At 74.4% G+C, this 13,551-nt stretch carries 10 protein-coding genes; 2 read left to right on the top strand and 8 right to left on the bottom strand.

What is annotated here, in order from left to right; translation table 11 throughout:
* Positions 1-3: 3 nt before the first annotated feature.
* From ETU37_RS17675 to ETU37_RS17665, 3 genes are all read right to left on the bottom strand, one after another.
* On the bottom strand, positions 4-1,875 hold the full coding sequence (locus ETU37_RS17675; RefSeq protein ID WP_129988665.1) for a protein kinase family protein: 1,872 nt from the start codon (positions 1,873-1,875) through the stop codon (positions 4-6).
* Between the two features lie 80 nt (positions 1,876-1,955).
* Entirely contained in the window at positions 1,956-3,614 is a 1,659-nt protein-coding gene (gene murJ / locus ETU37_RS17670; RefSeq protein WP_240755807.1) for a murein biosynthesis integral membrane protein MurJ, read from the bottom strand.
* On the bottom strand, positions 3,611-5,815 hold the full coding sequence (locus ETU37_RS17665) for a DUF6049 family protein (protein ID WP_129988664.1): 2,205 nt from the start codon (positions 5,813-5,815) through the stop codon (positions 3,611-3,613). Before ETU37_RS17665 ends, murJ begins: the two co-directional genes overlap by 4 nt.
* A gap of 90 nt (positions 5,816-5,905) precedes the next feature.
* Here ETU37_RS17665 and ETU37_RS17660 point away from each other — a divergent pair, with 90 nt between their 5' ends.
* Positions 5,906-7,333, top strand: a complete 1,428-nt coding sequence (locus ETU37_RS17660) for a CCA tRNA nucleotidyltransferase (RefSeq protein WP_129988796.1) — start codon at positions 5,906-5,908, stop codon at positions 7,331-7,333.
* A 7-nt stretch (positions 7,334-7,340) separates the two neighbouring features.
* On the opposite strand, the gene ETU37_RS17655 is transcribed toward ETU37_RS17660, so the two are convergent.
* Positions 7,341-8,177, bottom strand: a complete 837-nt coding sequence (locus ETU37_RS17655) for a hypothetical protein (RefSeq protein ID WP_129988663.1) — start codon at positions 8,175-8,177, stop codon at positions 7,341-7,343.
* Between the two features lie 92 nt (positions 8,178-8,269).
* On the opposite strand from ETU37_RS17655, the gene ETU37_RS17650 reads away from it, so the two are divergent.
* Complete coding sequence (locus ETU37_RS17650) at positions 8,270-8,980, top strand: AIM24 family protein (protein WP_129988662.1); 711 nt, start codon at positions 8,270-8,272, stop codon at positions 8,978-8,980.
* 27 nt (positions 8,981-9,007) lie between these two features.
* On the opposite strand, the gene ETU37_RS17645 is transcribed toward ETU37_RS17650, so the two are convergent.
* The 4 genes from ETU37_RS17645 to ETU37_RS17630 all read right to left on the bottom strand — a co-directional run bounded on the left by ETU37_RS17645 (position 9,008) and on the right by ETU37_RS17630 (position 13,549).
* Positions 9,008-9,649, bottom strand: coding sequence for an NADPH-dependent F420 reductase (locus ETU37_RS17645; protein WP_129988661.1), 642 nt, complete (start codon positions 9,647-9,649; stop codon positions 9,008-9,010).
* 116 nt (positions 9,650-9,765) lie between these two features.
* A complete protein-coding gene (locus ETU37_RS17640) occupies positions 9,766-12,417 on the bottom strand; it encodes a CHAT domain-containing protein (protein WP_129988660.1) in 2,652 nt (883 codons plus the stop codon).
* A gap of 26 nt (positions 12,418-12,443) precedes the next feature.
* On the bottom strand, positions 12,444-12,956 hold the full coding sequence (locus ETU37_RS17635; RefSeq protein ID WP_129988659.1) for a hypothetical protein: 513 nt from the start codon (positions 12,954-12,956) through the stop codon (positions 12,444-12,446).
* Entirely contained in the window at positions 12,953-13,549 is a 597-nt protein-coding gene (locus ETU37_RS17630) for an RNA polymerase sigma factor (RefSeq protein WP_129988658.1), read from the bottom strand. The genes ETU37_RS17635 and ETU37_RS17630 overlap by 4 nt, the downstream gene beginning before the upstream one ends.
* Between the last annotated feature and the right edge of the window lie 2 nt (positions 13,550-13,551).

The following is a 13,551-nucleotide window of genomic DNA, read 5'->3' as shown; positions in this document are numbered from 1 at the left end:
CTGTCACGCGCGGACGCCGATCTCAGCGACCTCGCCGCGGTAACCGCCGTCGACGGTGGGCAGGTCGGTGAGCCAGACGAGCAGGAACCGCGTCTTGACGGCCTGCTTCGGTGCGAGCGTCACGTCGGTGCCGGCTCCGGCGGCCGCCGCGACGCGCTCCGTCTGGGCCAGGGCCGTCGGCGCCGCGTCGGCGCCCGGAGCCGCCCGCAGCTCGACGTCGGTGCCCTGACCGATGAGGGTGAGCTGGACGTCGGAGACGTCGACCGCCTTGCCCAGGTCGACCAGGAGGCCGACGCCGGGCTTCTGCAGGCTGAGCGGGTCGTAGTAGGTGCTGGTGCGCCAGGCCGTGGTCGGGTTGCCGTCGACGGCGAGGGGGGCGGTCTCGGCGTTCTCCTCGCCGTTGCCGCCCGGCGGCGGGTCGAAGTCGCTGACCGAGGCGACCTCGACGGGCTTGGGCGTCTGCTTCGAGGCGCCCTCGGTCTGCGTACCGGACTGCGCCTCGTCGTCGCCGCCGGGCAGGACGGACCCGCGGCCGAGGTTGAACGCGAACACGATCGCGAGCACCAGCACCAGCACACCCGCGAGCGCGGCGGCGAGACGGAGCCAGCTGCGGCCGGGTGGCTCGTCGACGTCGGCGCGGCGGCGGCCGCCGGCGGGGGGAGGGGTGTCGGCGTCCGGGCCCCAGGCGGGCGGGATGGTGGCGTGGGTGGCGGTGCGGTACGTCGCCGGCGTGCTGGCCAGCGGGTCGGTGTCGCGCGGGCGGCGCGGGGCGTCGGACGCGAAGAGCGGCCGCTCCTCCGGCTCCGGGAACGGCGGCGGGGGCGGCGGCGCGGTGCGGACGACCCGGGTCGACTCGGGCCCGTCGCCGGACGGGGCGGCCGGGCCGTCGGGGTCGTCAGCGTCGGCGGCGTCGTCGTCGAAGCGGGGCACGCCCACCTGGGTGCGCTCCGGGTCGCCGCCGTTGGCACCCGCCACGTCGCCGGTCTCCACGAGCGGCCCGGGGGAGAGCTGGGTGGCCTCACCGGGCTGCTCGCCCGTGTCCCCGTCGACCGCCGGCATCGGCCCGGTGTCGCCGAGCGGCGCGGCGGTGGGGTCGCCGACGTAGTCGCACAGGGCGGCGTACACCTCGTGCGCGGTCTCCAGGGGTACGACGCCGTGGCCGTTGCCGCCGAGGACCCGCTCGCAGATCGCGTCGAGCGGACGCGGCACGCCGGCGCGCACCTGCCGGGGCCGGAGCGGCCGGCCGTGCTCCACGGGTGCCGCCGGGATCACCGAGCCGTCGGTGCCCGGCCACCGGCCGACGAGCCCGGCGTAGAGGAGCGCGCCGAGGTTGACCACGTCGGCCTCGTGCTCCTCGAGCGTCTGCTCGCCACGCACGGTCGCGGTGTCGCGGCCCTGCAGGACCGCGTCGACGACGAAGCCGATCAGCTTCACCGAGCCGGACTCGGTGACCATGACGTTCTCGGGCAGCAGCCGCCCGTGGGCGATCCCGGCGCGGTGGGCCGTGCTGATCGCCTCGGCCACCTCCTTGGCGACCCAGGCCGCCCGGCGCGGGCTGAGCGGCCCCTCGGCCAGCAGCCGGTCGAGCGACATGCCGTGGCCCCACTCGTTGACGACGTACGTCACGTCGTCGGCGGTGGCGGCATCGAGCACGCGGAGCAGGTGGCCGTCGGTGACGGTGGCCGACGTCCGCGCGGCGGACAGCAGGCCCGCGGCGCGCGGGTCGGAGGAGTCGATCACGTGCACGGCGACGCTGCGGGCGAGGATCTTGTCGGTGGCGCGCCAGAACCGGGCGCCCTCGGTGTCGGCGACGAGGTCCTCGAGCACGAAGCGCCCGGCGAGCACGGTGCCCGGTCCCACCGGTGTGTCTGGCACACGTCCTCCCTTCGCACTCGCTCGTGCTGTCTCGGCCCTCGTGGGTCTCTCGCCATGCTACGGGTGCACGTGCGCCTGTCTCACCGGCCCAACCGGGCGGTCAGCAGACCGACCACGGCGGTCACCTCGGTGATGCGGAGTACCCGGCTGACCAGCAGGTACACGGCCGCGCCGGAGATCGTGACGAGAGCAACAGACAGGACCGCCTGGAGGTCCCCGTCGGGTACGGCGGCGTCGACCCCGAGCCGCACGGCCCAGCCGACGGCGGCGGCCAGCGCGACCGCGAGGACGAGCCGGACGAGGAACCGCACCAGCCTCGGGGTGTCGAGGCCGCCGAGCACGTGCCGCAGCAGGAGGTAGGAGCCGGCGACGCCGACGAGGTACGCGCCGCCGTACGCGAGCACCAGGGCGGGGGCGGTGTCGGCGGGCGGGGTGCCGGCGGTGAGCAGCAGGGCCAGCCCGATGTTCGTCGCCGCGATGACGCACTGCACCCAGAACACCGTGCGTGTCCGCTCCAGGGCGTAGAAGCCGCGCAGCAGGAGGTAGTGGCTGGTGAAGAGCACCAGGCCGGGCGCGAACAGCGCGATCGCCGTACCGACGGTGCCGTAGCTCTCGGACGCGGCGCCGTGGCCCCAGACCAGCCGGGCGGCGTCGTGGGAGATCAGCGGAAGCAGCGCGGCGACCGGCACGATCAGCGCCAGCACCTGACGCAGCGTCGCCGCCACGGTGCGGGCGACGCCCGGGAGGTCGCCGTCGGCGGCGTGCTTCGACAGCCGCGGCAGCATCGCGGTCGCGAGCGACACCGTGGCGATCGAGTGCGGGACCATGATCGCGACGAAGGCGAACGAGTAGACGGTGTAGCCGGTGCCGCCGGTCGCGGCTCCGTTGGACGCGATCCGCACCACGACGGTGTAGGCGACCTGGTTGACGATCACGAACAGCACGGTCCACAGGCCGAGCCGCAGGGTGTGGCCGAGCCCGACGCCGCGGAAGTCGAACCGGGGCCGGTAGGTGTAGCCGGCTCTTTTCAGCCAGGGCAGAAGCACGAGCAGCTGCACGGCGATGCCCAACGTCGAGCCGAGACCGAGGAGCGCCTCCTGCCCGGGGGTGTAGCCGCCGGTGAGCTCGTCGCCCTGGGCGGTGCCGTACACGGCGAGGTAGCCGAGCAGGACCAGCACCGCGACCACGTTGTTGGCGATCGGTGCCCACATCATCGGGCCGAAGGTGCCGCGGGAGTTGAGCACCTGCCCGACCAGCACGAACATCCCGTAGAAGAAGACCTGCGGCAGGCAGTAGCGCGCGAACGCGATCACCGAGTCGAGCTGCTCGGCGTACCCGGGCTCGAAGTAGGTGTCGGACAGGAAGACCCGCATCACGAGCGGTGCGGCGACGACCAGGGCCGCGGTGACGCCGGCGAGGAACAGTCCGGCCAGCGTGATGATCCGGTGGGCGTAGGCGTCGCCCCCGTCGGGGTCGTTCTTCATCGCCCGCACCAGCTGCGGCACCAGCACGGCGTTGAAGATGCCGCCCGCGACCAGGATGTAGATCATGTTGGGCAGCGTGTTGGCGATGTTGAACAGCTCGGCGTGCAGCGCGAGTCCGAGCGCCGTCGCCAGCAGCGCGCCCCGGACGAAGCCGCTGAGCCGCGACACGACCGTGCCCGCGGCCATCACCGCGCTGCTGCGCAGGATGGACCGGTCCTCGTCCCGCTCCGCTCCGTTGTCGCGCGTCTCGGTCACGAGGCCGCCCCGTCGCGCCGGTAGGCCCGCACCCGGCGGAACAGCCGCACCACGATGGCGACGGCCAGCAGGGCGGCACCGGCGCCCATGACGACCCAGATGACCGTGCCGATGTTGCTGCTGCGCACGGTGAACTGGTCCCGGCTCCCGAGCATCGAGCCCTCGGTCGTGGTGGCCACGAGCGTCACGTTGTGCACGCCGATCGACGCCGCGCGAGCGCGCATGCGCACCGGGGCGCGCTGACCGGGGCCGAGCGTGATCGGGTCGGGCTTCTCGATCTCGACGTCGCCCGACTGGGTCTGCGCCTCCAGCTGCACCGTGACGGTGTCGTCGAGCTTGTTCTCCACGGTCACGCCGATCGGCCCGATCTCGTTGGTCATGCTGACGAACGCCGGGCCGTCGACCTCGACGCTCGCCAGGTTGTGGCGCACCCGCTCCGCCGTCGCGCGCGCACGGGTGAGGGCGGCGTCGGTGCGGCCGCGGACCTGGTACGACGTCGCGAGCGTGCCGGCCTTGGCGAGCTGGTCGGCGATGCTGTCGTTGTCGGTGAGCAGCTCGGCGTACACCCGGCCGAGGTCCTGCAGCTCCCGGGCGGCGAGCTGGTTGGCCAGCGGCACGTGGGCCGCGCGCTGGGAGGCCGGGTACAGCGGCGGCTGTGTCGTCGTGCTCGCCGGACCCGACTCGACGACCTCGCCGACACCGACCCGGGTCAGCCACGGCACGTCGAGCCCGCCGAAGAAGTCGGCCGACTGCCAGTCGTCGCCCGGGTCGAACCGGGACGGCAGGGTGACGACCAACGGGGTGTCGCGCTCGGGAGTGAGCGCGTGCAGGGCGGACTCGCTGAGCAGCCGCTGGCGTACGGCGAGCGCGTCGAGGCGGTCGGTCGGACCGGGCCCGCCGGAGGCGGCCGCGCTGTCGGTCAGCACGACCTGCGTGCCGTTGGAGCGGCCGACGACGGTGCCGGACCTGGTCGGGAAGGCGCGGTCGGTCATCAGCACGGTGGTGGTCGCGTCGAGGGCGGCGAGGGCGCGCGCCGGGAGGAAGCCGCGGGGCGGCGCGACGGAGGACCGGGCGGTCAGCCCCAGCGCGGCCATCGTCTCCGCGCTCAGCCGCTGCGACTCCTCGAGCACCGGGCGGAGCCGGTTGGTGGTGATCGCCGCGACGTCCACGTCGCCGTACGGCAGCGCCAGCATCGAGTCGTCGGCCGACTCCGACCGGAACCTCTGCAGCCACTCGGTCGCGGTGATCGCCTCGGGCGACAGCTCGGCGACCTCGTCCTCGGCGTCCGGGTCCGCGGCCTCGGTCGGCTCGGTGGACGGGCTCTCGCTCCCGCTCGGCGACGGCGAGGGGGAGCCCTCCTCGGGCGTCCCGGCCTCGGGACCGGTGCCGTCTGGCGCGGTGCTGAACGACGGGTCGTCGACCGCCACGGAGCCGATCGCCTCGAGGACGGCGGGGTCGACCAGCCAGGTGAGGTCGCTGCCGGCCGTCGAGGCGAGCTGCACGATCCGGCCCAGCCGCCCCTCGTCGGACACCGCGTCCTGCCACGCCCGGAGGCCGATCAGGCTGCCGTTCGGGGCGCGCTTCACCCGGTCGCGCAGCGGCATCACCACGGCGAGGTCGGTGCCCTCGGCGTCCTCGTCCATCAGCGGCATGAACGACCGGGCCTTGCCGGCCGCGAGCCCGTCGCGCACGCCGTCGACCGCGCCGAGGACGTGGGTGCCGATCCAGTAGACGCCGGGCTCCCCGCTCAGGGCGAGGTCCGAGCGGGAGACCGACACGGTGTACGAGGTGCTCTCACCGGGCGCGAGGTCGCCGATCTCGTCGAACCGGCCCTCGGTCGCGACGCGAGGGCCGACGTCGGTGGCGGGGTCGCTCAGCGCCGCCTCCGCGAGCCCGGCCCGCGTGGTGATCGGTGTCTGGGAGCGGAACAGGTAGACCTGGAGGTCGGTCCAGACGTCGTCGCTGTTGTTGGTGACCGTCCCGGAGACCGTGACCCGGCCGCGTTCGGGGATCGTCGACGGCGTCATCGAGTCCATCGTCAGGCCGAGCGGGGTCGCGGCGACCTTGCGCTGGACGTGCGCGGCGGCGGGCGCCTTGCCGGTCTTCGCGTCCGCCGTACCCGCGGCGAAGGGGACCGTCCCGGCCGTCACGACAGCCGCGGCCAGGCATGCGGCAGCGCGGACGATCCAGGGGCGGGTCACGGGGGCAAGGCTAACGACCCGTCCTCGGTAGACTCGCCTCCCGTGCCCGAGCCCACCACGCCCGTCCCCGCGCCGCCGAGCGTCCCGGAGATGCAGCAGCGCGTGGCGTCGGCGCTCGCGACGCTCGCCCCGGTGACCGACGAGCTCGGAGCGCTGTTCGCCTCGGCCGGCGAGGAGCTGGCCCTGGTCGGCGGGCCGGTCCGCGACGCGATGCTCGGCCGGCTGCACGACGACCTCGACTTCGCCACCTCGGCGCGACCGGACACCACCGAGCGCCTGCTCAAGGGCTGGGGCGACACGACCTGGGGGATGGGCCGGGAGTTCGGCACCATCGGCGCCCGCAAGGGCGAGTACCACGTCGAGGTCACCACCTACCGCTCCGAGGCGTACGACGCCTCCTCCCGCAAGCCGACCGTCGACTTCGGCGACACCCTGACCGGCGACCTCGGCCGCCGCGACTTCACCGTCAACGCGATGGCGGTGACGCTGCCGGGCAACACCGTCGAGGACCCCTTCGGCGGCGTCGTCGACCTGGCCCACGGGCTGCTGCGGACGCCCGGCACGCCGGAGGACTCCTTCTCCGACGACCCGCTGCGGATGATGCGCGCGGCCCGGTTCGCCGCGCAGCTCGGCTTCTCGGTGGCGCCCGAGGTCGTGGAGGCGATGCGGGCGATGGCCGGCCGCATCGAGATCGTGTCCGCCGAGCGCGTGCGGGACGAGCTGGTCAAGCTGGTCCGCGCGCCGTACCCCCGTCGCGGGCTCACCCTGCTGGTCGAGACCGGTCTCGCTGACCACGTGCTGCCCGAGCTGCCCGCGCTGGCGCTCGAGCACGACGAGCACCACCGGCACAAGGACGTCTACCAGCACACGCTGACCGTGCTGGAGCAGGCGATCGCACTGGAGGATCGGCTGCCCGGGGGCGGCCCGGACTTCGTGTCGCGGTTCGCGGCGCTGATGCACGACGTCGGCAAGCCGCGGACCCGGAAGTTCCAGGACGACGGCACCGTCACCTTCCACCACCACGACGTGGTCGGCGCCAAGATGACGCGCAAGCGGATGAAGGCGCTGCGCTTCTCCAACGACGAGATCGCCGCGGTGACGAAGCTGGTCGAGCTGCACCTGCGCTTCCACGGCTACGGGTCGGGCGAGTGGACCGACTCCGCGGTACGCCGCTACGTCCGCGACGCCGGCGACCAGCTCGACCGGCTGCACGTGCTGACCCGCGCCGACTGCACGACGCGCAACAAGCGGAAGGCCGACCGGCTGCGGCGCACGTACGACGACATCGAGTCGCGCATCGAGCGGCTGGCCGAGGAGGAGGAGCTGGCCTCGGTGCGGCCCGACCTCGACGGCAACCAGATCATGACGCTGCTCGGGCTGAAGCCGGGTCGCGACGTGGGCGCGGCGTACCACCACCTGCTCGAGCTGCGGATGGACCACGGCCCGATGTCCGAGGAGGACGCCACCGCCGCGCTGCTGGCGTGGTGGGAGGAGCGGAAGCGCGCGGACGGCGCCTAGGACCGGTCTAGGAGCCGGCGAGCACGAACGACGCGAGCTTGTCGCCGCCGCGGGCGAACACGGACGCCGACACCGGGTAGCTGCCACCGCGGGTCGACCACCACACGACCTCGCCGGGCGCGACCTCGTGCGACAGCTGCGCGGGCACGATCGAGTGGTCGGACAGGCTCACGATCACCTGACCCACGTCGCTCCCGTCGATCGACGGTGGCATCCGGCCGACCACGAGGTAGCCGCCGAGCACCTCGTAGGTGCGGGCCTCCATCTGGGTGTCCCCGGTGTAGAACCGGGCCGGCGCCTGGCCGGGGAACTCGTAGTAGCTGTCGCCCGCGTGCACCAGCAGCCCCATCGAGCAGGTCCCGTCGTCGGCGGTGAGGCAGCCGATGGACAGCGAGCCGACGTCGGCGTACACCCGGTCCACCCACGGCACCAGACGGACGGCGATGTCGTCGATCGAGGGGGGCGCGACGTCGGGGCGCATCGGGACCAGGCCGCGCACGTCGAGGTCGATCAGCGGCCCCGCCGCGGCGGACGTGGGCACGACCGCGGACGGTGACAGCGCCGGGACCCCGGTGCCGGGGCGCACGGGCACGATCACCGTGTGGCCGATGACGTCCGCGCCGGTCCTTAGCACGACCTCCTGCGCGTCGTCGGTCAGCTCCGACACGACCGGGAACCCCCGGTCAGGCACAGCGAGGTCGGCCAGCCCGGCCACGACGCCCGGCAGGGCCAGCACGCCGAGCACCGACAGCGCCGCGGCGAGCACCGTCAGCCGCGGGTGTCCGGTTCGCTCGACGGCCGGAGCACCCGACGCGCCGGGTGGAGCCGGGGTCGTGACGCTCACGCCTCCAGCATCCCCCGCCGTACCGCCCGGGGGAAGCGCCGGACCGCACCGGTCCGGGCCGGATCCGGGCTCGAGCCCCCTACGATCCCGCCATGCGAAGCGAGCTGTTCGAGCAGTCCAACCTCGAGGTGCAGGGCGCCGGCCGGTTCGGCTTGCAGAACACCCAGATGCTGCGGGTGAGCCTCGGCGACGACGTGCTGGCGGTCAAGGGCGCGATGGTCGCCTTCCAGGGCCAGGTCCGGTTCGACCACGAGAAGTCCGGCTCCGTCGGGAAGCTGCTGAAGAAGGTGCTCACCTCCGAGGACATGCCGCTGATGCGCGTGTCCGGCCAGGGTGAGGTGTTCTTCGCCAACGAGGGCGGCTACGTCTACCTCGTCGAGCTCGACGGCGACGCGATCAGCGTCAACGGCCGCAACCTGCTGGCCTTCGACGCGGCGATGTCGTGGGACATCAACCGGGTCAAGGGCGCGGGCATGATGGCCGGCGGCCTGTTCAACACGACGATCTCCGGCACCGGCACCGCCGCGCTCTGCACGGTCGGGAAGCCGGTCGTCCTCGACTGCGCCCAGCAGCCGACGTACGTGGACGTGCAGGCGGCCGTCGCCTGGTCGGCGAATCTCGTGCCGAACGTCGTGTCGTCGATGAACGTGAAGTCGATGCTGCGCGGCGGCTCCGGCGAGGCGTTCCAGTACGCCTTCCACGGCCCCGGCTTCGTCGTCGTCCAGCCCTACGAGTTCGTCGCGCCGTCGAGCGGCAGCGGCTCCTCGTCCGGCGGCTCCGTCATCGGCGACCTCTTCTCCTGACCTCGCGGGAGGGCGACGTACAGCGGGTCAGCGCACGACCTTGAGCTGGAAGTGCACGGTTCCGAGCTGCTGCATCAGCCGCACCCACAGCGGCAGCACCATCTCGGTGCCGCGGGCGCCGTCGAGGCCGCCGAGGTCCAGCACGTCGGTGTGCCCGAGCTCGTGGAGCAGCGCCGTCACGGTCGCCTTCGCGCCCTCGTCGTCGCCGCACACGAACACCGTGTGGTCGGCGTCCGCCAGCGTCTCCGGGTGCACCATCAGCCCGGCGTTCATGGTGTTCAGCGCCTTCACGACCCGGACGTCCGGGTGCGCGCGCTGGATCTGCTCGGCCAGCGAGTCGGTGTTGCTCACCGACAGCGAGGGCGGGAAGCCCTGGCTGAAGTCCAGCGGGTTCGCCAGGTCGAGCAGCACCTTCCCGGCCAGCTGCTCCGCGACCGTCGCCAGCACCTCCAGCGACGCCATGCCGTTGCTCGCGTTGACGACCAGGTCGGCGTCCGCGACGGCGTCGGCGAACGTCGCCAGCGTCGTCCCCGGTACGTCGGACCAGTCCTCCCGCCCCCGCGTCGCCGCCGGGTCGCGCGTGCCGTGCCGCACGTCGTGACCCAGCTCGGCCAGCCGACCGGCGACCGTGCGACCCGCCACCCCCGTGCCCAGTACCGCGATCCTCATCTCGCACCTCCTGGCCCCAGCATGCGCCGGGCCGTCAAGGACCGTCGGGAGGAGGTCGAGAGGCCACTTCGCGCACGACACGCCGGCAGGACCGGTGGGGAACTGGCCTCTCGCGGCTACCAGGGGGCGCCGAACGTGACGAACGGGGCGGGCGGCAGCGGCGACCCCGCGGCCGCCTCCTGCGCGTGGGCGGCCTGCGCCGCCGCGAGCGCCTCGGCCGAGGACGCGCCGGCGGCCATCGCGCGGTGGACGTCGCGCATGACGGCGGCGGCGACGTCGTCGCGCACCCGCGCCACCCCCGCGACGACGGACGCGACGCCGACGTGCAGCAGCACGTGGGTGAGGCCGAGCCCCTCGTCGCCGGGACGCAGGGTGGCCAGGCCGGCCTCGCAGGCGGAGAGCGTCACGCAGGACGGGACGCCCTCGTCGGGGTCGAGCTCGTAGGCGTAGAGCGGTCCGTCGCTCAGCCGGACCGAGCTGAACAGCGGGCTGTCGGCGCGGTGCGTGCCGTGCGCCGCGACGTGCATCAGGTCGGACCGGGCGAGGGCCGCGCGGGCCGCCGCGGTGGTGGCGTCGTCGGCCACCAGCAGGTCGGCGTCGCCCTGCGGCGCGGCCCAGGTGCCGGCGACGTCGCGCGCCTCCTTCTCGGACTCGTGCAGGCCCGGGCCGGCGAGCGCGGTGACGGCCGGTCGCGTGGGGCGGGTCGCCGTACGCGCGCGGAGCCAGGTGCCTGCCCCCGGCGTCACCACCGTCGGTACGCCGAGGCGGGAGGGCAGCAGCGGCCACGGGAGCACGGCGAGCGGTCCCGCCGCGGACACGACGAGCGGCTCGCCGTCGACACGGAGGGGCGCGACGAGCAGCGCGTCGAGCCGGGCCAGGCCGCTGTCGAGGCTGCCGCGGATCGAGGCGGCGATCGCCTCCGGGACGTGCGGGGTGGCCGCGGCGTCGAGGTCGGCCCGGACCCGGCGCACCAGCCCGGCCACCTCGTCGGCGGGCGCCGCCACGGCCAGCCGGGCGCCGTCGCGCCGGACGAGCACCGCGACCCAGGTGTCGCCGTGCAGGGCGTAGCTGACGAACGGCGTCCCGGACGCGTCGACCGCCGCGCGCAGGTCGGCCAGCCGCGGCGCGTCGGAAGTCGCCTCGCCGGCCCGGTCGTCGGAGTCGCCCTCGATCTCCCACGCCCGGGCGCGGACGTCGCGCTGCAGCTGCGCGGCGCGCTGGCGCAGCCGGGCGACCTGGCCGGCGGCCTCGGGGTCGCCCTCGAGGCGGCGGGCGTCCTCCTCGACGCCGCGCAGCTCGGCGAGCAACCGGGCGGTGTCGGCGTCGCGCGGCGGGCGCAGCTGCGGCAGCCGGCTGGACACCGCGCGGGCGTGCTCGACCATCTCGACGACGCCGGCCGGCTTGTCGCGCCGGACCGCGAGGTCGAGCCCGAGCCGGGCGAGCGCGACACCGTGCACCGCCCCGGCGGTGCGGAGGTCGAGCGACCCGAACGTGCGCTGGAACGACCCGAGCTCCGCCAGGCCGCGCCGGACCTCGGCCAGTGCCTTGGCGTCGTCGCCGGCCCGGGCCGTGCGCAGCGCCCGCACCTCGTGGGTGAGCAGCCGGAGCGGCAGCGGGTCGCCGGGGTGCAGCCGGGGTGCCGCGTCGAGGGTCTGGCCGGCGTGCAGGCGGCAGGCGGCCGCGAGCAGGTCGGCGGTGCGGGCCAGGTCGTCGCGGGACTCGCTGCGGCACCGGGCGGCGAAGGCCTCGGCGCGGCCGGCCAGCGCCGGCAGCGCGCGCACCCTGCGCGCGCTCGTCGCCGCGACCTGCTCGGCGCGGAGCACCAGCAGCTGCGCCTTGCGCTCCCAGCGCTCGTTGCCACGCTTGGCGAACCGGCGCGCGGCCGACCCGGCGAGGCGGCGGGCCGCAGGCGGGTCGTCCTGGGCCAGGGCGCACTCGGCGCGGAGCAGCTCGATCTCGCCGACCTCCTGGTACAGCCGGTCCGCGCGGCCGTCGACGGCGCCCTGGGCGAGCAGCGCGTCGGCCTCGCCGAGCAGCCCGGCCTCGCGCAGCGCACGTGCCCGGTCCAGCAGCATCGCCGGGTGGGCTCCGCGTGGCACGCTGGCCGCCGCCTTCTCGTACGCCGCCAGCGCGCGGGGGATCCGGCCGGCCAGGAAGTCGACGTACCCGAGGTTGTGCGTGGCCATCCCGGCCAGCCGCTCGTCGCCGGCCTCCTCGGAGAAGATCGCCGACCGCTCCAGGTCCTGCTCGGCCTGCGCCAGGTGTGCGTGCTCGAGGTGCAGCACGCCGCGGTTGAGCATGATCAGCGCGCGGTCGCGCGGCGCCGCCCCGTCGATCAGCCCGGCCGCGACGTCGAACAGCGCGAGCGCGCGTTCGGTGTCGCCGGACCGCAGCACGACGAGGGCCCGCTGCCCGGCGACCTTCGCGGACAGCACCGGGCTCGCGACCACGGTCGCGATCGCCTCGGCCTCGTCGATCAGCGCGAGCGCGCCCGGCAGGTCGCCGGACATGTCGAAGTACGGCGCCGCCTCGCTGACCAGGGTGCGGGCGACCACGCTGCGCACGGCCGGCTCGGGCGGGAGCTTCTCGGCCTTGCGCCGGACACCCTTGAGCATCTGGGTCGCGACCGCGGGTCGGCCGTCACGGAACTTCGCGAGGGCCAGCTCGATCTCGGCGTCGAGGACGGCAGCGTCGAGCGCGACACCCGACCGACGACCGGATGTCGAGCTGAGGAGGGGGGTCGGGTTCCCGTCCCGCGCCGACGCCACCCGGGAAAACTACAGCAACGTGGCGCTCACAGCTTGAAGAGCGGAGTCACCACCAGGCCCCCGCCGTCACCGGTGTCCTCGCCCTCGCGCGGGTGGAAGACGAGCTGCACGAATCCCTCGCGCAGGTCGTCGGCGACGAACCGGCCGCTCTCGTCGGACTGCACGGTGAGGTCCTGGCCCTGCATGCGCAGCGCGACCGTCCGGACGCCCGACGGCGTGACCCAGCCGTCGATCCGCACCCGGCCGGTGCCGACGCGGGACAGGGTCACCATCGCGGTGAGCCGTTCGGCGGAGAAGGTGACGGTCTCGGTGCGGGTCGCGTCGGCGAGGTCGGTGCGGACCGCGAGCGCGTCGTCGAGCACCCGGGTCATCTCGGCGACCTCGGCGAACACCTCGTCGAGGGCCAGGGAGAACTGCACCCGCTCGACCAGGTCGGCCGGCACCGGGTCGGCCACGTCGAGCATGGTCGCGACCCGGGCCAGGAGCGCGACGTCGCTGTCGTCGAGGGGGGCGTCGGAGCCCGTGACGTCGTCGTTCATGACAGCTGTCCTTCCCACTCGGGGTCGCTCGAGAGCTGGGCGCGGAGCTTGGCGAGGCAGCGGCCCCGCGTCGGTCCGATGGAGCCGACCGGCATCCCCAGCGACTCCGCGATGTGGGAGTAGTCGGGCCGGTCGGCGAAGGCGATCACGCTGATCAGCTGGCGGCACCGGGGCGGCAGCAGCTGGACGTGCTCCCACAGTCGGCGCTGCTCGGTGGTGCGGAACACCGTCTCGTCGGGCAGCGCCTCGCGCTGCTCCGGCAGGTCGAGCTGCTCCTCGTCGTCGACGCCGAGCACCCCGCCGGTGCGGCCGGCCTCGGCGCGCACCCGCTTCGACACCCGCCACGCCTCGCGGCGCGCGGTCGTGATCAGCCACTTCACGACGGTGCCCGGCTCGCGGATGGAGTCCGCCTTGCGCAGCAGCGCCAGCCACACCGTCTGGACGACGTCCTCGGACGCCGCCACGTCGAGACCGGTCTCCCGGACCGTGCGCCACAGCAGCGGCGTCACGGTCGCGACCAGCTCGTCGAGCGCCGGCCGGTCCCCGTCGCGGAACCGGGTGAACGCCTCGGTGGCCCGGCCCACCAGCGTCATTC

Source organism: Nocardioides iriomotensis, from assembly GCF_004168035.1.
Taxonomy (GTDB): Bacteria; Actinomycetota; Actinomycetes; order Propionibacteriales; family Nocardioidaceae; genus Nocardioides_B; species Nocardioides_B iriomotensis.
The sequence above is the reverse complement of the archived record's forward strand: the minus strand, read 5'-3'. Positions and strand labels throughout refer to the sequence as shown.

Coding starts and splice junctions, on each gene's coding strand:
- ETU37_RS17660 (WP_129988796.1), top strand. CDS start 5,906: ATGCAGCAGCGCGTGGCGTCGGCGCTCGCGACGCTCGCCCCGGTGACC.
- ETU37_RS17650 (WP_129988662.1), top strand. CDS start 8,270: ATGCGAAGCGAGCTGTTCGAGCAGTCCAACCTCGAGGTGCAGGGCGCC.
- ETU37_RS17645 (WP_129988661.1), bottom strand. CDS start 9,649: ATGAGGATCGCGGTACTGGGCACGGGGGTGGCGGGTCGCACGGTCGCC.
- ETU37_RS17635 (WP_129988659.1), bottom strand. CDS start 12,956: ATGAACGACGACGTCACGGGCTCCGACGCCCCCCTCGACGACAGCGAC.
- ETU37_RS17630 (WP_129988658.1), bottom strand. CDS start 13,549: ATGACGCTGGTGGGCCGGGCCACCGAGGCGTTCACCCGGTTCCGCGAC.